23 protein-coding genes are annotated in these 22,358 nt (G+C 60.3%); 7 read left to right on the forward strand and 16 right to left on the reverse strand.

What is annotated here, in order from left to right; genetic code table 11:
* Window positions 1-8 precede the first annotated feature (8 nt).
* Entirely contained in the window at window positions 9-632 is a 624-nt protein-coding gene (gene rsmD / locus BAD_RS01080) for a 16S rRNA (guanine(966)-N(2))-methyltransferase RsmD (protein WP_041777223.1), read from the forward strand.
* A 74-nt stretch (window positions 633-706) separates the two neighbouring features.
* Here rsmD and trmD read toward each other — a convergent pair whose 3' ends face one another.
* The 4 genes from trmD to rpsP all read right to left on the reverse strand — a co-directional run bounded on the left by trmD (window position 707) and on the right by rpsP (window position 3,014).
* Window positions 707-1,627 carry a tRNA (guanosine(37)-N1)-methyltransferase TrmD gene (trmD, locus tag BAD_RS01085; RefSeq protein WP_011742733.1) on the reverse strand — a complete coding sequence of 307 codons (921 nt, stop codon included), beginning with the start codon at window positions 1,625-1,627 and terminating at the stop codon, window positions 707-709.
* A 92-nt stretch (window positions 1,628-1,719) separates the two neighbouring features.
* On the reverse strand, window positions 1,720-2,307 hold the full coding sequence (gene rimM / locus BAD_RS01090) for a ribosome maturation factor RimM (protein ID WP_003807658.1): 588 nt from the start codon (window positions 2,305-2,307) through the stop codon (window positions 1,720-1,722).
* Between the two features lie 21 nt (window positions 2,308-2,328).
* Window positions 2,329-2,562 carry an RNA-binding protein gene (locus BAD_RS01095; RefSeq protein WP_011742734.1) on the reverse strand — a complete coding sequence of 78 codons (234 nt, stop codon included), beginning with the start codon at window positions 2,560-2,562 and terminating at the stop codon, window positions 2,329-2,331.
* Window positions 2,563-2,564: 2 nt separating this feature from the next.
* On the reverse strand, window positions 2,565-3,014 hold the full coding sequence (rpsP, locus tag BAD_RS01100; RefSeq protein WP_011742735.1) for a 30S ribosomal protein S16: 450 nt from the start codon (window positions 3,012-3,014) through the stop codon (window positions 2,565-2,567).
* 366 nt (window positions 3,015-3,380) lie between these two features.
* Here rpsP and BAD_RS01105 point away from each other — a divergent pair, with 366 nt between their 5' ends.
* Complete coding sequence (locus BAD_RS01105) at window positions 3,381-4,415, forward strand: endonuclease/exonuclease/phosphatase family protein (RefSeq protein ID WP_011742736.1); 1,035 nt, start codon at window positions 3,381-3,383, stop codon at window positions 4,413-4,415.
* A 143-nt stretch (window positions 4,416-4,558) separates the two neighbouring features.
* Here BAD_RS01105 and ffh read toward each other — a convergent pair whose 3' ends face one another.
* Together ffh and cysS are read right to left on the reverse strand one after the other, a co-directional pair.
* The gene (ffh, locus tag BAD_RS01110) at window positions 4,559-6,208 is read right to left on the reverse strand and encodes a signal recognition particle protein (protein ID WP_011742737.1); all 1,650 of its coding nucleotides are present in this window, start codon (window positions 6,206-6,208) and stop codon (window positions 4,559-4,561) included.
* Window positions 6,209-6,263: 55 nt separating this feature from the next.
* Window positions 6,264-7,895: a cysteine--tRNA ligase gene (gene cysS / locus BAD_RS01115; protein WP_011742738.1), complete on the reverse strand. Its 1,632-nt coding sequence runs from the start codon at window positions 7,893-7,895 to the stop codon at window positions 6,264-6,266.
* A gap of 135 nt (window positions 7,896-8,030) precedes the next feature.
* Between cysS and BAD_RS01120 the strand changes: the two genes are divergently transcribed.
* Together BAD_RS01120 and BAD_RS01125 are read left to right on the forward strand one after the other, a co-directional pair.
* Window positions 8,031-8,759, forward strand: coding sequence for a type 1 glutamine amidotransferase (locus BAD_RS01120; RefSeq protein WP_011742739.1), 729 nt, complete (start codon window positions 8,031-8,033; stop codon window positions 8,757-8,759).
* Between the two features lie 311 nt (window positions 8,760-9,070).
* Window positions 9,071-11,227, forward strand: coding sequence for an ABC-F family ATP-binding cassette domain-containing protein (locus BAD_RS01125; protein WP_011742740.1), 2,157 nt, complete (start codon window positions 9,071-9,073; stop codon window positions 11,225-11,227).
* A gap of 96 nt (window positions 11,228-11,323) precedes the next feature.
* Here BAD_RS01125 and BAD_RS01130 read toward each other — a convergent pair whose 3' ends face one another.
* Window positions 11,324-11,512 (reverse strand): type II toxin-antitoxin system RelE/ParE family toxin, encoded by a 189-nt coding sequence (locus BAD_RS01130; protein WP_050731439.1) that lies wholly within the window; start codon window positions 11,510-11,512, stop codon window positions 11,324-11,326.
* 101 nt (window positions 11,513-11,613) lie between these two features.
* On the opposite strand from BAD_RS01130, the gene BAD_RS01135 reads away from it, so the two are divergent.
* The gene (locus BAD_RS01135; protein ID WP_041777225.1) at window positions 11,614-12,153 is read left to right on the forward strand and encodes a hypothetical protein; all 540 of its coding nucleotides are present in this window, start codon (window positions 11,614-11,616) and stop codon (window positions 12,151-12,153) included.
* 15 nt (window positions 12,154-12,168) lie between these two features.
* Here the strand turns inward: BAD_RS01135 and BAD_RS01140 are convergent, their stop codons facing one another.
* Together BAD_RS01140 and BAD_RS01145 are read right to left on the reverse strand one after the other, a co-directional pair.
* Window positions 12,169-13,275 (reverse strand): sensor histidine kinase, encoded by a 1,107-nt coding sequence (locus tag BAD_RS01140; RefSeq protein ID WP_264309057.1) that lies wholly within the window; start codon window positions 13,273-13,275, stop codon window positions 12,169-12,171.
* A gap of 23 nt (window positions 13,276-13,298) precedes the next feature.
* Window positions 13,299-13,928 (reverse strand): response regulator transcription factor, encoded by a 630-nt coding sequence (locus BAD_RS01145; RefSeq protein WP_011742743.1) that lies wholly within the window; start codon window positions 13,926-13,928, stop codon window positions 13,299-13,301.
* A gap of 166 nt (window positions 13,929-14,094) precedes the next feature.
* Here BAD_RS01145 and BAD_RS01150 point away from each other — a divergent pair, with 166 nt between their 5' ends.
* A complete protein-coding gene (locus BAD_RS01150; protein ID WP_011742744.1) occupies window positions 14,095-14,706 on the forward strand; it encodes an ArsR/SmtB family transcription factor in 612 nt (203 codons plus the stop codon).
* Between the two features lie 89 nt (window positions 14,707-14,795).
* Window positions 14,796-16,055 carry an MFS transporter gene (locus tag BAD_RS01155; protein ID WP_041777226.1) on the forward strand — a complete coding sequence of 420 codons (1,260 nt, stop codon included), beginning with the start codon at window positions 14,796-14,798 and terminating at the stop codon, window positions 16,053-16,055.
* A 76-nt stretch (window positions 16,056-16,131) separates the two neighbouring features.
* Here BAD_RS01155 and ilvN read toward each other — a convergent pair whose 3' ends face one another.
* The 7 genes from ilvN to coaD form a co-directional block, all read right to left on the reverse strand.
* Window positions 16,132-16,686, reverse strand: a complete 555-nt coding sequence (ilvN, locus tag BAD_RS01160) for an acetolactate synthase small subunit (RefSeq protein WP_003807691.1) — start codon at window positions 16,684-16,686, stop codon at window positions 16,132-16,134.
* A 32-nt stretch (window positions 16,687-16,718) separates the two neighbouring features.
* Window positions 16,719-18,581 (reverse strand): acetolactate synthase large subunit, encoded by a 1,863-nt coding sequence (locus tag BAD_RS01165; protein WP_011742746.1) that lies wholly within the window; start codon window positions 18,579-18,581, stop codon window positions 16,719-16,721.
* Between the two features lie 301 nt (window positions 18,582-18,882).
* Entirely contained in the window at window positions 18,883-19,671 is a 789-nt protein-coding gene (gene rnc, locus BAD_RS01170) for a ribonuclease III (protein WP_011742747.1), read from the reverse strand.
* Window positions 19,672-20,022: 351 nt separating this feature from the next.
* A complete protein-coding gene (gene rpmF, locus BAD_RS01175; RefSeq protein ID WP_003807696.1) occupies window positions 20,023-20,217 on the reverse strand; it encodes a 50S ribosomal protein L32 in 195 nt (64 codons plus the stop codon).
* A gap of 95 nt (window positions 20,218-20,312) precedes the next feature.
* Window positions 20,313-20,927, reverse strand: a complete 615-nt coding sequence (locus BAD_RS01180; RefSeq protein WP_011742749.1) for a YceD family protein — start codon at window positions 20,925-20,927, stop codon at window positions 20,313-20,315.
* 55 nt (window positions 20,928-20,982) lie between these two features.
* On the reverse strand, window positions 20,983-21,813 hold the full coding sequence (locus BAD_RS01185) for a cell division protein (RefSeq protein WP_011742750.1): 831 nt from the start codon (window positions 21,811-21,813) through the stop codon (window positions 20,983-20,985).
* Entirely contained in the window at window positions 21,810-22,304 is a 495-nt protein-coding gene (gene coaD, locus BAD_RS01190) for a pantetheine-phosphate adenylyltransferase (RefSeq protein WP_021913439.1), read from the reverse strand. The genes BAD_RS01185 and coaD overlap by 4 nt, the downstream gene beginning before the upstream one ends.
* Between the last annotated feature and the right edge of the window lie 54 nt (window positions 22,305-22,358).

Raw genomic sequence — 22,358 nt, forward strand, 5'->3', positions numbered from 1 at the left:
CGATGGTTATGCGCGTAATTTCAGGACGATTCAAAGGCATGGCGTTGACCACGCCGAAACCGGGCACCAGGCCAACCACCGACCGTACCAAGGAAGCGATATTCTCGCACCTCGATTCGTGGGGCGTGCTGGATGACGCACGCGTGCTCGACCTGTTCGCCGGAACCGGCGCGTTGGGCATCGAAGCGCTGAGCCGTGGCGCGCGCGAACTGGTGGCGGTGGAATCGGCCGCACCGGCCGCCGCGCTGATCGCAAAGACGTTGACGGCGTTGAAGCACAACCGTTCCTGGGAGCCGGGCATGAGCGCCCGCGTGGTCAAGGCGCGTGCGGAAAAGTACGCGGCGGCCGCATCGGCGATTGCACCATTCGGCGTGATCTTCATCGACCCGCCGTACGCGTTCGAAACCGAGGCGTGCAACCGGCTGCTGGCCGATTTGGCGGGCCGTGAGTCCGGCGAACTGACTGGCGAGGGCACGGTGATCGTGCTGGAACGCTCCACTCGTTCCGACGAGCCGACCGCGCCCGAAGGCTGGGATATCACCGACCGGCGTGATTACGGCGAAACCGCCGTGTATTACATCGAACCTGCCGAAACCGCCGAGCCGGCAGAGCCGGTTGAATCCGCGGACTGACGTCCGGGCTTTCCAACTAAAAACGTCGACGGTGGACCTGCATGCCCTCCGTCGACGTGAACAATCGTGCGTAATCAGCGCTGCCGTGGGTGCGCGCCGGAAACCTCCCAGCCCAACGCCATCAGCGTTTTGCGATCGGCCTTGTCAAGCTTGGAACAATCCAACGCCTCGATGAGATCCGGACGCAGCTCGTTGGTCTTCGCCAGCGCCTCATCGCGGCGGAAACGGTCGACCTTCGCGTGGTCGCCGGACAACAGGACGTCCGGAACCTTGATACCGCGCCAATCGGCCGGCTTCGTATACTGGCGGTGCTCCAGCAGGGCGTTCTCTCCCGTATACGATTCCTCCACGATCGAGGCCGCATTGCCCATGAAACCGGGCAGCAGACGGGTGATGGCCTCCAACATGACCGACACGGCCACCTCGCCGCCGTTCAGCACATAATCGCCGATCGAATATTCACGCACGTCGACGCCCTGCGCACGGTAATACTGCGGAATACGCGCGTCGTAGCCTTCGTAACGGCCGCAGCCGAACAGCAGATGGTTGGCGTGGCTCAGCTCCGTCGCGTCCTGCTGGGTGAACAGGGGGGCGGACGGATTCGGGAAAATCAGCACCGGACGGTCGGTCGCCGGAACGGTATCGGCATTTGCGGCGATTTCTGTCGCCGATTCCGCCGGTTCGGCCGCGTCCGCGGAAGCCGTGTCGTCTGCGTCTGCCGTGGAATCGCAAGTAACCATGGAATCGCAAGTAACCGTGGTCGGCTCAAGATGCAGCAGCTCGTCGAGACATTCGCTCCACACTTCCGGCTTCATCACCATGCCCGCGCCGCCGCCGACGGGAGTATCATCCACGGAATGGTGCACGTCGTGCGTCCAGTCGCGCAGGTTGTGCGCGGTGACTTCGACCAGGCCCTTCTCCTGCGCCTTGCCGAGCAGGCTCAGGTTGAGCACTTCGAAATATTCCGGGAATACGGACACGATATCGATCTTCATAATGTTCCACAATACCGGTACGCCTGCCAAGCGCGGCGCGTACGAACAAGGCGCCGGCATAATCGCCAGCGCCTTGTTGAAAAAGCAGCGGATCAGAGCCCCGGAATGAGTCCGCCCGGCGGGTCGAGGGTCAGATATCCGCCCTCGAGGTCGATGTCCGGCACGAGCTCGTCCACGAACGGCACGAGCGCGCTGTTCTCGACCACCACGCCATCGGCGTCCTTGACGGGATTGGCCAGACGGATCTTGAGCAGCCACTGGGCCACTTCAATCACATCCACCACCTTGCCTACCACAGTGCCGGGCGCAAGCCCCAGCGTATTGCCCTCGGCAAGGCGCGCCTCAAGACTGATCAGGTCCTTCGGGTACCACTCGTCTGCTTCAAGCATCTCCTCCGGATCGTCCGCTTCGCCATATAGCACCACGCCATTGGCGGCTTCGGACGCATCACGGTCGTCGATGCCTTCGAATTTGATGATCCAACGGTTCTTGAAGGTGCGGGAGCTTTCCACCACGTACTCTTCCTCGCCGTCCTTCGTATACAACACAGCACCGGGAGCGAACCGGTATTCCGGTTCGTCCGTAAAGATCTGCACGGTGACCTCGCCCTTGAGCCCCTGCGCACGCCCGATACGACAGACCCTCAGCAGCTCAAGCTGTTGAGGGTCGTCGGAATGCATATCACGCACCACGCTAGGATCTCACCTGCGCACGTCCATGATGTCGACGCGCACCTTGTGGTCGGACAGTGCCTGCACCACGGTGCGAATCGCATTTGCCGTGCGTCCGCTGCGTCCAATGACGCGACCGATATCCTCAGGGTTCACGCGCACGCGAATGAGTTCACCGCGCGGATTCTCATGGGACTTCACCGAGACATCATCGGGAAAATCGACGATGTTCTTGATCAGATGTTCCACAGCCTGGGCGAGCATGATCACTCGGCTTCCGCAGCCGGCTCTTCAGCCGGAGCTTCCTCGGTGGCGGCGGCTTCGGCCTCAGCCTTGGCCTTGGCGTCAGCTTCGGACTTGGCGGCCTTCAGCTTCTGGGCCTGGGCTTCGACAGCCTCGACGCGAGCGGCGGCATCCGGGCCAGCCTCAACGGTCTTCAGGGTGCCTTCAGCACCGTCAAGACCCTTGAACTTCTGCCAGTCACCGGTGATCTTCAGCAGGTTCAGCACCTGCTCGGTCGGCTGAGCGCCAACGCCGAGCCAGTACTGAGCGCGCTCAGAGTTGATGTTGATGGTCGAAGGCTGGGTGTTCGGGTTGTAGGTACCGATCTCTTCGATGGCGCGGCCATCACGCTTGGTACGGGAATCCATGATCACCACGCGGTAGAACGCGTAGAACTTCTTACCCATGCGCTTCAGACGAATCTTGGTTGCCAAAATGGCTCTCCTTGTAACTAGGGGTGTGTGTTTCGTGTTCTGTGTGGGGCACGGAATCCGAAACCCACGTGTTCCTCACGTCACGCGATTGGTAGAGGGCCTCGCGCGCGCGAATAACTGAGCAATTATAACCGTGGGGTATGGACGCGTTCCCGTATGCGTTCCCGAGCGTCCGTTTCTGTTGACTCGGACGCTCGGCTTGCGTTTTGCGCATTCTGAATGGCCGTTTCTCCAGAATCGGACATTGGTGAGGTGTTGTGGCGGTCTCGGGCGTCCGAATCACCCGAATCGGACGAACTCGCTATGCTGGATATGTTCATTGGCGGTTTTCGTGCGCCTGATTATGGCCATTTCAAGGGGATTTGCATGAGTGTTGCGTTGTGGATCGTACTGCTGGTATGCGTGTTGTGGATCGCTCTGAGCGAAATGCCGGCCGGTTGGGACGGCCACTTGCCGTTGCCGTATCTGATTGCGCTGACACCGCTGTTGTGGATTCCAACATTGGCGATTGCGATTGCCGGTGCCGTACGGCATGACACCGCCCTCGCCGTCGTCGCGGCGATCGCGTGCATCGCCTCGCTGCTACGCAAAATCGCGTATTGGAACAACAATCTCACGTCCATCAACACGGCGCAGATGGTGGCCGACAACATCGCAAAAAAGCGTGAAACATCCCGTGGAACACATACGTCGACTGCCGCGGAAGCCGCGAAACACGGCCGTTTCCGCGTGATGACGCTCAACTGCCGGTACGGTCGTGCCAATGCGGCCGCAATCGTCAGCGCCGTCAAGGAACACGACGTCGCCGTGCTCGCGCTGCAGGAATTGACGGACGATCTGGTCGCGGCCTTGGACGAGGCCGGCCTGTCCGATTTGCTGCCGTACCGCCAGTTAGGGGAGAACAAAGATACGGACAACGGCGGCTTCAACGGTATTTGGATTCGCATCGAGCCAAGCGACACGTCGCCGATCACCGCCGTGATTCCCGCCGCCGACGTGCCTGGCGTGTGCTTCCCGATTGATGCGATGCGCGGCATCACTTTCGTTTCCGCCCATCCGAAATCGCCGATGCGCGGCTGCCGCGACTGGTCCGCCGGCATCATCGGCTTGGGTGAGCTGGCCACATCGCAGAAGCAGGGCGATATCACCGTCGTATTGGGCGACCTCAACTCCGGTACCGACCATCCGAGCTTCCGCAAGCTGCTTGACGCCGGCTTCCAGGACGCCGCGTTGACCGAGGCGAAGGGCCGCCGCGCCACGTTCCCATCGTGGCTGCCGTGGCCGCGTCTCATCCTCGACCACATCTTGTTCACCGCCGGTCTGACCGCATCCGACGTGCGCTCCTTCACGGTCAACGGTACCGATCATCTTGCTCTGGCTGCCACGCTGACGTTGAAATAAACCGAAAATAAGCTGGCATAACGAAACTGCCGACGCTGGAAAACGTTCCAACGTCGGCAGTTTCGTTATATATGCCGTATTGCGATTGCCGGTTGTCGTAATCGCCGGCAATCGCACATATCGCGGCTTAGTGCAGCAGACGCTTAGTGCAGCAGACCGGACAGACCGCCACCTAAGTTCGGCGGCAGCTCGCCGGAATCGCCCAGCATATCCTGCAATCCGGCAGGAAGCGCCGGATTCTGCGGCTTCTTGGCGAACGCGGAGCCACCTGACGAAGCGCCGTCGGAAGCCTTGCCGGCGAGCTTGTCGCGCAATGCCTTCTCCTCGGCTTCACGCTTCATCGGATTGCCGGACTTGCCCGACTTCTTCTTGTTCTTCTTGCCTTTGCCCTTGCCTTTGCCGCCGCCCATCGCGGGGCCTCCGAAGCCGGGCACGCCGGCGCCGACCTTGTTGCTCATGCGGCGCATCATCTTCGCGGCCTGGTCGAAGCGCTGCAGCAGCGCGTTGACCTGCGAAACCGTCACGCCGGAACCGTAGGCGATGCGGGCGCGGCGGGAACCGTCGATGATCGAGGGATCGCGACGCTCGGCCGGAGTCATCGAACGGATGATGGCCTCGGTGCGGTCGATTTCCCTCTCGTCGAACTGCTCAAGTTCCTTACGATGCGCGGCCATGCCCGGAATCATGCCAAGCAGGTTTTTCATCGGGCCGAGTTTGCGCACCTGCTGAAGTTGGTCGAGGAAATCGTCAAGGCCGAAGGAACCGTCGGAGATCTTGACGGCGGCCTTGCGGGCCTCTTCCTCGTCGAACTGCTTCTGCGCCTGCTCGATCAGGGTGAGAATATCGCCCATGTCGAGGATGCGGGACGCCATGCGGTCCGGATGGAAGACCTCGAAATCCTTCAATCCTTCGCCGGTGGAGGCGAACAGGATCGGCTTGCCGGTCACGGATGCCACGGACAGCGCGGCGCCACCACGGGCGTCGCCATCGAGCTTGGACAGCACCACGCCGGTGAAATCCACGCCCTCGTCGAACGCCTTGGCCGTCTGCACGGCGTCCTGGCCGATCATCGCGTCGATGACGAACAGAATCTCGTTCGGCTGCACGGCATCGCGGATGTCGCGAGCCTGCTTCATCAGCTCCTCATCCACGCCGAGACGGCCTGCGGTATCGATGATCACCGTGTCGTAAAGCTTCTGCTTGGCGAGCTCCACGGCGTCACGGGCCACCTTCACCGGGTCGCCGGTGGTCTGGCCGGGGGAGACGACCGCTTCGCCGCCATCGGACTGCACGCCCTTCTCCGGCGCGTACACCGGCACGCCGGCGCGTTCGCCGACCACCTGCAGCTGCGTCACCGCGTTCGGACGCTGCAGATCGGCCGCCACGAGCAGCGGGGTGTGGCCGGAATCCTTCAGCCAGTAGCCCAGCTTGCCGGCGAGCGTCGTCTTACCGGCGCCCTGAAGGCCGGCGAGCATGATGATCGTCGGCGGATTCTTTGCGAAGTTCAACGGGCGGTCCACACCGGCGCCAAGCACCGCGGTGAGTTCCTCGTTGACGATCTTCACCACTTGCTGCGCCGGGTTGAGCGCTTCGGAAACCTCGGTGCCGAGCGCGCGTTCGCGGATGCGGCTGGTGAAGGAACGCACCACGTCGAGCGCCACATCGGCGTCGAGCAGCGCGCGGCGGATCTCGCGGATGGTACCGTCGATATCAGCCTCGGAAAGCTTGCCCTTGCTCTTCAGATGCTTGAACGCATTCGAGAGCCGGTCTGTCAAAGAACTAAATGCTGCCATAATGTTCCTCAGTCTAGCGTTTCACGCGGATAGCGGATGAAATGGGTGCGATTGCCTACTTCAGCGACCAAGTGGAGCCTTGCGGACCGTCCTCGATGGCGATGCCGGCCGCGCCCAGCGCGTCACGGATCGCGTCGGCACGTGCGAAATCCTTGGCCTTGCGCGCTTCGGCACGTTCCGCAAGCTGTTCGGAAACCAGCTTGTCGAGCGCGTCATGCTCGGCGGAATCGGCTCCGGCACCAGCCGCACCACCTGCGGCACCGTCGGAAACCCACGGCTCCGCCAGCGGATCCAAGCCCAACGTGTCGAGCATCGCACGCACGTTCACCAGCGCCTCGCGAACCTCGGCCTTCGCCACGTCCGAATCGGCGCGGTCGGCCAGCTTCGACAGCAACGTGTTGCCGGAACGGATCGCCGTGAAAATCGCGGCGGAAGCGCCCGAAACGTTGATGTCGTCGTTCATCGCGGCAACGAAATCGGCGGGAAGCGCGTCGGCGGAAATCGCCATAATCTCTTCTCGTGACGGCTGTTCGCCGACGGCAGCGCCCGCGCGCTCGATGAAGTTCGCCACGCGGTCGTACGCGGACTGCGCCTCGGCAAGCGTCTGGTCGGACCATTCCAGCATGGAACGGTACTGCACGGAACCGAGGGCGTAACGCACCACCCAAGCGGAATGCTCGGCCAGCACCGCCGGCACGGACAGGCCGTTGCCGAGCGACTTCGACATCTTCTCGCCCTTCGCGGTGACCCAGGCGGAATGCATCCAGCGCGCGGCCGAATCGTAACCGGCGGCGCGCGTCTGCGCCATCTCGTTCTCGTGGTGCGGGAATCGCAGATCAAGACCGCCGCCGTGAATGTCGAACATGTCCTTCAGATAGCGGTGGCTCATCGCGGAGCATTCGATATGCCAGCCCGGACGGCCCGTGCCGAACGGGGTATTCCAGCGCGCGTCGAGCGGATCGGAATCCTTCGGCGCCTTCCACAGCGCGAAATCGCGCGGATCATGCTTGTCGGGGGACATGTCGGCAGGGTCGACCGGATTGTACTTGTCGTTGCCCGCGTTGTCCACGGACGGTCCCATCGCGTCGGTCACTTCGGAAGCCGCGTCGGAAACCGCGGTCTGCTTCTGGTGCGTCAGCTCGCCGTAATGCGGCCAGCTCGCCACGTCGAAGTAGACGTTGCCGGTCGGGTTGCCGTCCGCGTCACGCACCACATAAGCGTGGCCGTTGTCGATGATCTTCTTGATGAGGTCGATCATGTCGATCATGTGGCCGGTGGCGCGCGGCTCGTACGTCGGCGGCTCCACGCCAAGCTTGCTGTACGCCTCGGTGAACTCGCGTTCGTAGATATACGCGCGCTCCCACCACTGCTGGCCCGCGGCGGCGGCCTTGTCGAGGATCTTGTCGTCGATGTCGGTGACATTGCGCACGAACGTGACCTTGTAGCCCAGACGCTCGAACCAGCGGCGCACCACGTCGAACGCGACGGCGGCGCGGATGTGGCCGATATGCGGTGAGCTTTGCACGGTGGCGCCACACGCGTAGATACCGACCTGACCTGGTTTGATCGGCGTGAAGGACGACACGGCGTGCGATGCGGTGTCGTACAGCTTCAGCCCCGCGGCGGCCTTCGCCACCGCAAGAGCGCCGGAAGTGTTGGTATTCTGCGGTTCTTGCGTGTTTGTCATAGTCACGAGAATATTGCCAGAATCGGACATGACGCTTGGTTTTCCCGGCATATGCACGGCATCGTATTGCGAACGTATGCAGACACAGAGCCGAATCGCGAGCGTCATTTACGCAGATGATGTAAAAATAGTGGCATGACGCAATCGCATGTGCTGATTCTTCAACACGTCCCGTGGGAGAAACCGGGGCGCATTTTGGATAGTCTCGACGACTTGGGCATGTCGTATGAAGTGATGAACATCGCCAAAGAGAAAAAGCCCGATCTTCCCGATTTCAGTGACGTCTCCGGCATCGTGATTATGGGCGGCCCCATGGGCGCGCTCGACATCGACAAGTATCCCGGTCTCAAAGCGGAATCCAAACTCGTACGCGCCGCCGTCAGCGTCGGCAAACCGTTGCTGGGCGTGTGCCTCGGACATCAGATCATTGCCACCGCGCTGGGCGCGAAACTCAAGAAGGGCAGCGAGCCGGAAATCGGATTCGCGCCGATTAAACGCATCGACAAGCACGACTACTTCTCCATGTGGAACAAGACGTTGGACGTGCTGCACTGGCACAACGACGTGGTGACCCTGCCGGAAGGCGCACAGCCGTTGGCCAAAAGCGCGAAGACGAAGAACCAGGCGTTCCGGTTCGGTTCGGCGCTTGGCCTGCAATTCCACCTGGAGGTCACCCCCACGTTGTTGGACGAGTGGCTGGACGAGCCGTGCATGGTGAAGGATTTGAAGGCCGCCGGCGGTTCGAAATCGCAGCTACGTGACGCCTTCGCCGAATACAATCCGCAGCTGCAGCCGATGGCCGATCAGGTTTTCTCCGGATTCGCGGCCCGGTGCAACACCTATGCCGCAACGCTGGAGCGCTGATAAGCGTTCTGCCCGCTACACGCCCCACTGAATCGCCAGCTGAGTGCCTTCCGTAGGTGGTTCCTGAGTTCCGTAGGTGGTTGGGTGATGGACCAGTGTTTCGGAAAGGCTGAATTTAAGGCTTTTCTTCGTGCGGTATCCGAAGACAACCACCTACGGAAGCGGAAAACCACCTACGGAATCTTCTAGGGCGTTTTCGTTGCCTACATTCCAAGGTCTCCTGTCTACGTTTCGCATCATGCAGCTGGTGAGCAAGCCCCAAATACGTGTGCGGGAGGCGGTGTTCCGCCGACGCGCTACATTGGTGAGTTATGCCGACTTATGATTTGGGACTTGAACACGTTTCGCTCGCTTTCGCGACCAAGAATATTTTCACCGATGTGACGCAGGGCGTTTTCGAAGGCGACCGCATCGGCGTCGTCGGCAAGAACGGCGACGGCAAATCCACGCTGCTGCACCTGTTCAAAGGCACGCAGGAACCGGATTCCGGTCGCGTGACCATGCGCAATGGACTGACGTTCGGCATGCTCGACCAGCGTGACCCGCTCGACGACAACGCCACCGTGCGCGAAGCCGCGTTGGAAGGGCGAGAAGATTACGAATGGGCTGCGGAAACCAAATCGCGTGAGATTGTGGAGGCTCTGCTGGGCGGCATCAGTCTGGACGCGAAGATCGGCTCCCTGTCCGGCGGCCAGCGTCGCCGCGCCGACCTTGCCCGCCTGCTGCTCAAGGACTGGGACATTCTCGCGCTTGACGAGCCCACGAACCATTTGGACGTGGTGACCATCCACTGGCTCGCCGAGCACTTGAAGAACCGTTGGCCGTCCGGCCAGGGCGCGCTGCTGCTCGTCACCCACGACCGTTGGTTCCTCGACGAGGTATGCGAATCGATGTGGGAGGTCCACGACGGCGTGATCGACCCGTTCGAAGGCGGATATTCCGCGTATATGCTGCAGCGCGTGGAGCGCGACCGCCAGGCCGACGTGCGCGAGACGAAGCGCCGCAACCTGGCTCGCAAGGAGCTTGCCTGGCTCACCCGTGGCGCCCGCGCCCGTTCCACCAAGCAGAAGTTCCATGTCAAGGCGGCGCGCGAGCTCATCGCCGACGTGCCACCGGTGCGCAACACGTTGGAGCTGAAGCAGATGGCCACGTCGCGTCTCGGCAAACAGGTGGTCGATCTCATCGATGTGACGCAGATCTTCGAACATGCGCAGGGAGAGGCCGATATCGATCCGGATGTGGCGGAAATGGAAGCTTCGGCCTCGCGCGTGGACGTGGTGCCGGCCATGTATGCCGAGCCGCAGGCGCACGGCAGCGTGGAGGTCGCCGTCGACGATCTGACCGATCCGCGGTTGGTGGACGCCGGCGTGCCCGAGGCGCGACAGGCGGCGCAGGCCGCCCGGCAGGCCGAGGAGGAGTCGCACGAGTCGGGTGACGACGCCGACGAGTCCACGCCGGAAGTCACGTCCGCGGCGCAGAAGGTCACCGTGACCGGCCGCAAGATCCTCGACGACGTGACGTGGCTGATCGGCCCGGGCGACCGCTTCGGCATCGTCGGCGCGAACGGTGCCGGCAAATCGACCCTGCTGAAGATCCTCGACGGCACGATCACCCCGACCGCCGGCCATGTGAACATCGGCAAGACCGTGAAGTTCGCGGTGCTTTCGCAGCGTCTCGACGAGCTGGAGAAGCTCGGCAAGTACAAGATCAAGGAAGTGCTGAGCCGCTACAAGCCGAGCTACATCGTGGACGGCAAGGAGACCACGCCGGGGCAGATGATGGAGCGTCTCGGCTTCGAATCCGCACAGCTCATGACGCCGATCAAGGACCTCTCGGGCGGGCAGAAGCGCCGCATGCAGCTGCTGCTCATCCTGCTCGACGAGCCGAACGTGCTCATCATGGACGAGCCGGGCAACGACCTCGACACCGACATGCTCGCCGTGATGGAGGATCTGCTCGACACTTGGCCGGGCACGCTGATCGTCGTCTCCCACGACCGCTACCTGCTCGAACGCGTCACCGACCAGCAGTTCGCGCTGATCGGCGGCAAGATCCGCCATCTGCCCGGTGGTGTGCAGGATTATCTCGACATGACCGAGGCCATCAAGAACGGTAAGGACCCGTTTGTGGACGAGAAGGCCGGCAAGGCTAGCAAGGGCGGTAATGCCGCTGCGTCCACGGGTGCTGCCGGCGACTCCTCATCCGTGTCTGCCGATGGCGACTCGACTGCTTCCGCGCCGAAGCTTACCGGCAAGGCGTTCCACGAGGCGTCCAAGCGCGTCGCTGCGATCGAACGCAAGCTGGCCAAGCTGGAGGAACAGAAGGCCGATCTGGAAGCGCAGATGGCCGCGCATGACCCAAGCGATTACGAAGGTCTGGGCAAGCTCAACGAGCAGTTGCAGTCCGTCACGGACGAGTCTGAATCCCTCGAAATGGAATGGATGGAGCTCTCCGAACAGCTCGAGTAGTCCCAGTCGGGCAAACTGATGGTGAGAGGCTTGTAGGCGTCGGTTTGGCGGTACGGAATGTGCAAAACCGACGCTGGCGATTCGCTCAGCGTCGGTTTACCGGAATAATTCGTCGTGGCTGCCAGTACGCTCGAAGAACGCGACCGAATCGTTCGATGACCAGATCACCAGCCAGTCCCCGGCATTGGCGACATGGCATTCGTACCGTCCACGCCAATTGCCGGACAGGGTGTGCATGTTGTGGCGGCGGTGCAGCTCCTCCAGCGTTTTCGGGTGTGTAGCCATTCGTGCGACAGCAAGGTGTAGCGCTTGAGATATCAGTGTCATATTCTTGTTCTTACGGGGGTGGAGCTGTTCTCCGCAAGAACAACCAATGGGGGTGTCTCATGAATCAAGTGATGCGAAGAAGCGTCTGTTGTTTGTTGTCGGCTTTGTTGCTGTGCTCATGCGCCGGTTGCGCGAATTCCGTGCACGAAACCTCCGATGGTGACGCTGCTCGGAGCAGCAGCAAGAATGATGATGCTGCGGAGCAAGCGTATAAAGCATTTACTGTGGACGCTTTGGACCGTGTTGCCGCCGATGATCTCAATAACTCGGACAAATTGGTTCTGGTGAACAAGCTGGGCGCGAAATCCGTGCACGGCGATGGTGCTATTCCATTTGCCAAAAAGGTCGACGAAAACCATATGTATTATGTCGTCTCCATGTGCAAACAGAAGGAGCAGGCTCCTTACTCACTTGTCCTCTACAAAGATGGACAGCCGCACACTTTAACCACTAGGGAATCCTGTACGTCTAATGGAGTGGAAACAGTCTCTCTTCCGGCGAAGAATTTCCTTGGCGCCACCTCATTGTCCATTATCAATATCGGCAATACGGATCTTGTTGTTTCCGTATATGAAGTAAAGGAAAGCCACCGTGAATAAATGCTGGTGGCTGGTTTAATGTGTTTGATGAGTTAGCGGAATCGCTAGGGACAATGACCATTCTTCATTTTCTGAATTTATGGTCATTGTCCCATTATGTTGTTGCGCAAAATCTTGTATGAGGGCTGTCCCGTAGTGATTTTCTGGAGCACTATTTATTGCGGCGTTATATAGATTTGATGCGAAGATGCGGACCGCATCTGGTCCTACAGAGAGGATAAAAGCAAAAGCCCCGGGTTTCCCGTGTTTGGCAATGTTATTGAGAATTTCGGTACAAACCGTTTGCAACGATGGTAGTAGTGACTTGTCCATTGCGTTTAGATTCCCGCGGATTATTGGTGTCCCGGTAAAACCCAGTATTCTCAGTCTTTTGCATTGAGCTTCTATATGTTGTTGAAAGAGCTCGTCCGCGTCTTCCTCTTTGTCTGTTTTAAGCTCATCGGTCATCGGGCTGATGATTTGAGTGCGAAGCTCATGTAATGCCTGCATGAGGACCTGTTCAATCTGTGGCAAAGTGTCGCTGCTCTCTGAGGACTCTTTTTTGCGGCACAGCAGAATCGCATATGTCATAGCTCCTGCGATGGAATCGTGCAGTATGTGAATTTCTTTGAGTCTTTTCTGCTGGCGTCGAACTTGTTCTTGTGCAATCGCCAAGTCCATTTTTCGTTGTGCTGTTTGCGCTTTCCATCTCACGGCAAAACCAACGCAGAATGCTCCAATGTAGGAGCATGCAAGCACGGGGATGCTTGGATTGTAGTCGATGCCGCCTGTCCAATAGCCCAAAGGAAGTGCTAGTGCGCAAAGCAGCGGTCCCATGATGGCAAATTCAAATCGTTTGATTTCAAATGCGATTATCCCGCATGCAAGCCATGTGCCATATAACGTCGAAGGGCCATCGCATATTGCCGGGATTATCGCGCATGCTATGTGTGTTACAAGAATCGCCATGCTTGCCGGTACGGGGAACCAGGCCAGTAGCAGCAGGGCGATGCAGTACGGAGCCAAATATAGCCATGACCAAGGTGACATATTTGGCCAAGCGGTCAGCTCGAGCAGGAAAAAGCAGATGCAGATAATGGATCCCGCTAAGTAGGGCTTGCGCACGGCCTTTGCCAATGACATTATTTGTTGGGGCAGCCTCATCGTTATATCCAACCGTTTCTTACGCACATCGCAACAGCTTCGGCACGACTATGAGCATGGAGCTTCTCGAAAGCTCGTCGTGCATATGTCTTTACCGATGCTTCGCTGATATTCAGTTGGTGCGCAATAGTGGAAGTGGTGAATCCTCTCGCATAGCCGGCAATGATCTGTAATTCCTTGCCGGAAAGCCGCATGGAGTTTATGCTCTTCCCCGCCCACGACGCAACCTCGTCATTTCCAGTGGCTTTTCCGATGATTCGAACCAGTTGAATCGTGGGAATTTCTTTTGGAATAATCGCATAAAACGCATCGGACCATTGTGCTCCGTATCTTTTTTCGTTTTCGTCATCCAAAAAGGCGCTGATACCAATGACGGCAATATCTGGATGTTGTTCCTTGATATGATGCGCTAATTCCGAGCCGTTCATCCCAGGCATTGCGATATCGGTAAGCACGGCTTGTGGCCTTTGTGCAGAGTCCCTCATGGCCTCAAGTGCTTGTTCTGCAGAGGTGACAGTCCACAGAATCCGTATTGGTGCGCATGTCTCGACCAACAAGCTTTGAATTGCGCTTGCGACCAGTGGATCATTATCCACAATCCCCAAAGTCGGATCATTGACAATCGTGCGCATAATGCCCCCCCATTAGTCTGCTTCTTGCTCCAGAATAGACATTTTCCCACTGCTGCAAGGAATCATAGCGTTGCCGGTAGCGTATGTCGTGATTGAGATCAAAGCACGAATATATTGTACAAATAATTTGTATATAATGGGAGGCGATGGAAAGGAGTCTTCTACGATGAACGATACGAACTCCAACGAGGGGCAGCTGCCCGAAGACGCCGCAGTGACCGTGACCAGTGCCGATACTCTTCGGGCCATGGCGAGTCCTATTCGCATGAGGATCCTTGGAACGTTGCGGGTGAACGGCGAACAGACCGTGGGAAGCATCAGCGAGCAGCTTGGCGAGGCTCCCGGAGCCATCAGCTACCACTTGGGGCAGCTTGCGCATGCGGGACTAGTGAAAAAGGTGGAGTCTCCTGACGGAGATCGAAGAAAGAGCTGGTGGAAGGCCTGTCAAAGCGCCATTCGTCTGGGAAGGCCCGAAGAAAAGAACGGTACGGACGAGTCGAAGGCCATGGATCTGTTCCGGCGTTCCGCGGCGCTCTCCTACGAGATGGCCTACGAGCGTTTTCTGGACAGGCTGCCGGAATTGCCTCGGGAATGGGCTGATTCATGCACCAGCGATGATCATGTTCTGAACCTGACCGCCGAGGAGACGAGCTCGATGATCGAGGAACTCAATGAGGTCGTGCGCCGCTGGCAGATCAAGGCCGGCATGCACGGCGACGATGAGCTGGGCGTCGAACCCGTGGCTCTGATTCTGCAGGCCTTCAGGTGGGTCTCATAAGACGCCGGCGGGGTTGACGCATGAATCCACGAGCAAACCGGAAAGCGTGGGCGGAACAGTCGGAACAAGTGGGTTAATTGGAGCAAAGCATGAGTGAAACGACGAAATCATTCTGGCATTCCGCAGGGTATATCCCGTGGTTCACCGCCGATACGGCGTCGGCGGTCGGAGCGGCGCTGCGCGCACTGGCGATCAGTTTGCTCGGATATGCGGTGTCCGGCTCCACCATCGCCGCCGGGTGGCTCGGAACGTCGTCGATGATCGCGCAACAGGTTGCGAGCGTATTCGGAGGTACCTTCGTCGACAGGCATGACCGCAAACGGCTTATCGTGGCGAACGCCGTCGTCGGCGTTCTGGCTTGGGGCGCAATCGCGGTGCTGCTGCTGTGCGGCGCATTGTCGTTCCCCGTGTTGCTGTTGATCGCGGTGCTCGCATCCGGCATCAACGGATTTCTTGGGAGCGCTACGGATGCGATGCTTCGCTCGATCATCGATATCCGCTATTATCCCAAGGCGCGGAGCCTCAACGAGGGGCGCGACGCGACCATCACCATGGTAGGAGGGCCCATCGGAGGTTTCCTGTACAGCGTCGCTCCATGGCTGCCGTTCCTGGCGTCGGCTTGTATGTACGCCGTGGCCGGCGTCGCCGCCACCGGCGTCCGCGAATATGGTTCGGATGGCGGGCGTATCGGGGAACCGGATGGCGATGCAGCGAAGGGCGGTTTCTGCCACGATTTCCTGGAAGGCTGGTCATGGTCGCTGCATCGGAAAACGCTGGTGATCGTGCTCATCGTGGCGGCATTGGTCAATTTCGGCGTCAATGGCATCCAATATGCCATCCAGCTGCATCTGGTGTCGTGCGGAACCAATGCGACCCTCATCGGATTCATCAGTGGCGGCATATCGTTGACGATGCTTGTGGGATCGTTGCTGGCCGGCAAACTCAGCGATAAGGTTCCGGTCGGACCAACCGTGTGCCTCGCCTACCTGTTCATCTGCCTGTGCGCATTGCCGATGGCGTTGACCGACAACTATTGGGTCATGCTGGTTGCCAATTCGTTGGTTGGCCTGCCGTTCCCGTTGATCAACGCGATGCTCCTCGGTTTCATCTTCGCCAAGTCGCCTACGAGCATGCAGGGGCGTATTACTGTTACATTGACGGTTCCGGCCCAGGTGCTTTCGATGTTCTGTAGTGCTGTGGCTGGCACCTTGCTCCCGGTTTTTGGATTCCATGGCGCGGTGCTGTTGTTCCTCGCGGTTCTTGTGGCAAGTGCTGTGCTGGTGATATGTTCCCGTTCCATTCGTAGCATTCCCAAGGCGGCGCAATGGGAACATACGATGTTGCGGTGAATCGAAATAAAAAGCGCCGCCCCACGAAACGAATCGTGGGGCGGCGCTTTGTCGTAGGCAATGCCGCTCAGCCCGTTCAGCGACCGGTGATCTCGGAGCCGAGCACCTTCTCGCTCAGGGCTTTCGGGCCGCGGGTCACGGCCACCGCGCCGGAGCGGACCAGCTCGATGATGCCGTAATGCTCCAGCAGACCGAGCAGCGCATCGATCTTGCCTTCTGCGCCGGTGGCCTCGATGGTCAGCGACTCCGGATTCACGTCCACCACGCGCACGCGGAACAGACGCACGATCTCCAGCACGTCGGAGCGGTTGGACTCGTCGGCGGCCACCTTGATGAGCACCAACTCGCGCTCCACGGTGGTTTCCGGATCGAGATCCACGATCTTCAGCACATGCAGCAGCTTGTTGAGCTGTTTGATGATCTGCTCGAGCGGCACTTCCTCCACGTCGGCCGTGACGGTGACGCGGGAAATGTCCGGACGTTCGGTGGGGGAGACGGACAGCGAGTTGATGTTGAACGCGCGGCGGGCGAACAGGCCGGCGATACGCGCCAGCACGCCCGGACGGTTCTCGACGAGCACGGACAGCGTATGACGCTTGGAACCCGGCTGGGATGCAGGATAGTTTGCCATGATCGAAATGTCCTTCCTTACGCTCTACTCGTTCACTCGTTCTCGCCGGCGCGCTGCAGAGGCTTGACACCGGGCATGTAGGTGACGTTGTCGTTGGAGTCGCCGGCTGCGACCATCGGCCACACCATGGCGTCCTTCCACACGCGGAAGTCGATCAGCACCGGACGGTCGTTGATCTCGTTGGCCTTCTTGATGCATTCGATGGCCTCGTCCTTGGTGAACGCGCGCATGCCCACGCAGCCGTACGCTTCGGCGAGCTTCACGAAGTCCGGCACGTCCACGATGTCAGACATGTTCTCGCCGTCCAGCAGGTTCGTGGCGGAGTAGTGGTGATTGTAGAACAGGGTCTGCCACTGGCGGACCATGCCGTACACGGAGTTGTTGAGCAGGGCGATCTTCACCGGCGCGTGGTCGAGGAACGCGGCCGCCAGCTCTTCGGAAGTCATCTGGAAGGAGCCGTCGCCGTCGATCAGCCACACCGGCTTCTTGTCATCGAATTCGCGGGCGGATCCGACGCGTGCGCCGATGGCCGCCGGCAGGCCGAAGCCCATCGTGCCCAGGCCGCCGGAGGACAGCCAGGAGTGGGGCTTGTTGAATTCGATGATCTGGGTGGCCCACATCTGATGCTGGCCCACGCCGGACACCCACACGGTGTTGGGGTCGGCCATGTCGGACAGCTGCTTGACGACCCACTGCGGAGCGAGGCTGCCGTCGGTCGGCTCATCCCACGTGATCGGGTATTCCTCACGCCACTTGTTGATGACGTCCCACCAGTGGCTGGTGTCGGGCTTGCCATGCACCGCCTGCTCGCGCTTGATCTCCGGAATGAGGTCCTTCAGCACGGTGGCCACATCGCCGACGATCGGCACGTCCGGCTGACGGTTCTTGCCGATTTCCGCAGGGTCGATGTCGATATGGATCACGCGTGCGCCCGGAGCGAACGCGTCGAGCTTGCCGGTGACGCGGTCGTCGAAACGTGCGCCGATCGCGACCAGCAGATCGCAACGCTGCACGGCGCCGGTCGCCGCGATTGTGCCGTGCATGCCGAGCATGCCAAGCACCTTCGGATCGGAATCGGGCACAATGCCGCGCGCCGGAAGGGTGGTGACGATCGGAGCGCCGGTCACTTCCGCCAGCTCCTCGACCAGCTCGCCCGCGTCGGAACGCACCGCGCCGCCGCCGACGTACAGCACCGGACGGTACGACTGCTCGAACAGCTTCGCCGCGTCGGACAGCACGCGACCGTGCGCCTTGGTGGTCGGGTTGTAGCCCGGCAGAATCATGCGCTGCGGCCAGGAATAATACATTTCGCCGGTCTGCGCGGTCTTGGTGACGTCCACCACCACCGGTCCCGGACGACCGGAACGTGCGATGTAATGCGCCTCGGCCAGCACGCGCGGAATGTCCTGCGCGCGGGTGACGAGGTACGAATGCTTGACCACCGGATAGGTGGCGCCGACGATATCGGCTTCCTGGAAAGCGTCCGTGCCGATGGCGTTCACGCCGACCTGGCCGGTGATGACGACCATAGGAATGGAATCCATGTTCGCGTCGGCGATCGGGGTGATCATGTTCGTCGCGCCCGGACCGGAAGTGACGATGCACACGCCCACCTGTCCGGTGGTCAGCGCGTAGCCTTCTGCCGCATGTCCGGCGGCCTGCTCGTGACGCATCAGCACGAAGCGGAACTTCGTATCGTCCTTGATGGAATCGTAGACGGGCAGAATCGCACCGCCCGGAACGCCGAAGACGTCCTTGACGCCCAGATCCTCCAGCGAACGAACCAGCGCTTCGGCGCCGGTCATCTTTTCGCCGTCGACAATGGTCTGCTTTTCAGTGGTAGCGGATGCCTTTGGCATGCCGCTGAATGCCTGCAGAGGCGTAGGTAACACCATGTTCTCTCTCATGCTCGTTCGTGGAAAATTTCCTCGTAAGGGGCCGCGGCCGCGTCGTTCATGCGCCGTTTTACCCCTTAAACGGAATGCTATGCAACCGCTTGTGGCGGATTGCAGCCGCATTCCTCTCTGATAATGAGTCTATGCTAACGGCTGACAGCTTGGTTCGCCGGAAAGGCCCATATTCTGGCGCGTTACGCGCCATTGTGATATGGACCATATTTTTTGCGATTGCGACGCTGCCTTGTAATGCTGTTTCGTGACGCCGGCCGTGCCGCCGCTTGCGTTACCGTTTGCGCGGTTACTTGCCCTGCGCTGCATCCTGCGTGCCACCGTTGGACTTGCGATGTGACCTGTGGTGCGACTTATGCGTCTTCCCGTTCTGCTTGCCGCCCATTTCGCCCTTGCGACTGTCAAGCGCCTTCCAGCCCATTTCCGCGGCCGCCAGCTGCGCCTTGCGTTTGCTGCTGCCGGTACCGACGCCGATGACTTCGCCGCCATCGCCGAGAATCGCGCGCGCGGTGAACTCCAGTGCGTATTCCGGTCCGGCGACCGACGTCTGGTAGTGCGGGTCGGGCAGACCCATCTCATGCGCCTTGACGGTCAGCGACGTCTTCCAATCGAGCGCCGGACCTTCGGTGGCGACCTCCGCCAGCGTATCGTCGACGAGATGATGCACCACGCGGCGCGCCTCGTCGATGCCGTGCTGGATGAACGTCGCGCCGATCAGCGATTCGACGATGTCGCACAGAATCGAACTTTTGTCCGCGCCACCCTGTTCCGCCTCGCCGTGGCCGAGCAGAATGTACGGGCCGACGTGCAGCTTTTCGCGGGCGATTTTGCTCAGCGATTCCTCGGAAACGGCTTTCGCGCGCATTTTGGCCAGCTGGCCTTCGTTCATGTCGGGATGCACCTTGTACAGCGTTTCCGTGGAGACCAGTTCGAGCACCGCATCACCGAGGAATTCGAGGCGTTCGTAGTTCTTGGCCCCCTCATGCTCGTGTGAGAACGAGCGGTGGGTGAGCGCTTCGACGAGCAGGTCCGGTTCGATTGTGGTGCCGAGCGCCTCGAGCAACACATTGGCGGTCATCTCGCCTTCGGGGGTGATGGAGGTGCCGATGCGGCCGGCGTTGGTATTGTTGCCGTTTTCGGTTTGGGTGTTGTCCTGCGCGTTGTCCTGATTGGTCTCTTTGGCCATGGATGTTCCTTACCGTTCATGCGGCGGGCCGAGCCTGCCGCGGTCTGTGGTTGTGGCCGTTGCGCACATGGCAAGACGCCAGCTGATCTGGCGGTTTTGCTACGCAAGCAACGTATGTCGTACGCCGATCGCACGCGGAAATAAACGCAATGCAATCGCCGTATCACTTGATAATAATAAAAGAAACCCTGCCACCCGTCGATGGCAGGGTTTCGATGCTTTATACCGTTATCCGGCAACCACTCACTTGGTGTGGATGGAGCGGACAGCCTCGCGGTACACGCGGCCGCGGAAGGAACCGCAGCTCGGGCATGCCATGTGCGGCAGCGTCGGAGCGCCGCAGTTCGGGCAGGTAACGGTCTGGGCGGCCTTGGCCTTCCAGTTTGCGCGGCGAGAATGGGTATTCGCGCGCGAGGTCTTGTACTTAGGCAGTGCCATTGTGTTTCCTCTATTTCGTTCGAACGATTGAGCTTAAGCGTTCAGTATCTTAACGTGAGCTCCGTACAAACGATGGACCATCCCATCCGAACGGCTTATTCCTTGCCTTCCAGCTTGGCTTTCAGCCCTTCCAGCGCGGCGAAACGAATGTCGGTCATGTCATGCTGATGGTCGGGGTTCTCGTTGAGGTCGATGCCGCACTGCGAGCACAGGCCCTTGCAATCCGGCTTGCACAACGGCTGCAGCGGCAGTTCCTCGACCAGCGTGTCGCGCAGCAGCGCCTCGAGGTCGGCCCATGCGCCGCCGTCGAGCAGCGGGTACGTGTCTTCCGCCTCGTCCTCGCCGGCGATGATGTCCACTTCCTCTTCCTTGCCGTTCTTGCCGGCCTTTCCGCCCTTGCCGGCGGCGGACTTGTCCTCATACGGGAAGAAGGAGGTGACGTTCACCGTCCAATCGCGCTGGATCGGCTTCAGGCAGCGCGTGCATTCGGCATGCACGGGAGCGCTGATACGCGCGTTCAGAATCAGACCGTCGACGATCGAATCGAACGAGCCGACCACGCTCACATCCGCGCCTTCGTCCACGCCGACGATCTCATCGCCGATGCCGCTCGGCGCGGGGAAAGTGGCGTCGATCTCCTTGCTTTGCCCCGGACGCGAGGCCACCTGCGCCACGGAAACGGCCCATGGGGAATCTTCAGTACGTGCCATAGTTCAGTCTTTCGCTCTTTCTTGCTATGCGTTCCACGCGTGTTACGCGTCTTGCTCAGTTTTCCGGATAATCGTCCGCATCGAGATGGTCCAGATGCGCGCCGGCTTCGCGTTGGCGATCGTACAGCACGTTCAGGCCCGCCTGCACGCCGGTGCCGATCTTGTCGACCTGCTGTTGCAACGATTCCATCATGGTGATGCAGTATTTGTCGGCGTTCTGCGTGAGCTTGTCGGCCTTGGCTTGCGCCTGGTCGAGAATGCCGCGCGCCTTCTGCCTGGCGAGTTCCGTCACGTTCTCCTGCCCGGCAAGGAACTGCGCCTGCTCGTTGGCTTCGCGTACGGTGTCGGCGGCACGCGACTGCGCGGATGCGATGATCACGTTGGCTTGCGTTTGCGCGCTTTCCAGACGGCGTTCCGATTCGCGCATCAGCGCGGAGGCGCGTTCCAGCTGCACTGGCAGCATCTTCTTGAGTTTGTCGAGCTTGCCGGTGAACGATTCGCGGTCCACGCGCACCGAGCTCGGCGCGAACAGAATCGGCTTGGCCTCGTCCAATTCCTCTTCGATGCTGTCGATGATGTCGTAGACGGTGGTGAATTCGTCGCGGCTGCGATCCGAACTGTCGTCGAGTGGCGCATCGGGATCGAACGTGGCACGAAGGTCGGGCAGGTCCGACATGGAAATCGACGGTTTCGACGATTTCGCGGGCTTTGCCGGCTCATCCGTAGCACGGTCGGCGGCATTGCCGGTTGCGGAGTTGTTGGTCGCTGCGGTACCGGCAACAGCGCCGGTGGCCGGATAATCGGCCGCCGGCGTGACCGGCTGCTGCGACGTGGCGTCATCGGCGTCAGCAAGCGGCTTGAAATCGTTGGTCTCTTCACTCATCATGCTCTCTTTTCGTTCTTGAGCGCCTCGCCGAGCAGTGGAATCACGCAATCGGGCACCATGCCCGTCACATCGCCTCCGTGCCGTGCCACGTCCTTGACGATGGAGCTGGAGATGTGCTCCAGGTCCGGGGCCGCAGGCAGAAACAGCGTTTCCACTCCGGCGAGTTTGCGGTTGACCAATGCCATGCCCAGCTCAGCCTCGTAATCGCCGTTCTGCCGAAGTCCTTTGACGATGACCGTCGCACCGATTTTCGTGCAATAGTCGGTGATCAGGCCGGTGGTAGACGCCACCTTCACATTGGTGCAACCGCGCTTGGCGAGCGCCTGGCGGATGATCTCAACACGGGTTTCCTCGGAAAACATCGGCGTCTTCGCCGCGTTCACGGCCACCACCACATGCACTTCGTCGAAAAAGCGCGCGCAACGCTCGATGACGTCCAGGTGGCCGGCGGTCACTGGGTCGTACGACCCGGGGCAAACTGCAATTGTCATAACCTTAAGCGTACCGCGATTGGTTGAGAACGTGCGCAACATCGGCGTATGCCC

This window comes from Bifidobacterium adolescentis ATCC 15703 (assembly GCF_000010425.1).
Classification (GTDB): Bacteria; Actinomycetota; Actinomycetes; order Actinomycetales; family Bifidobacteriaceae; genus Bifidobacterium; species Bifidobacterium adolescentis.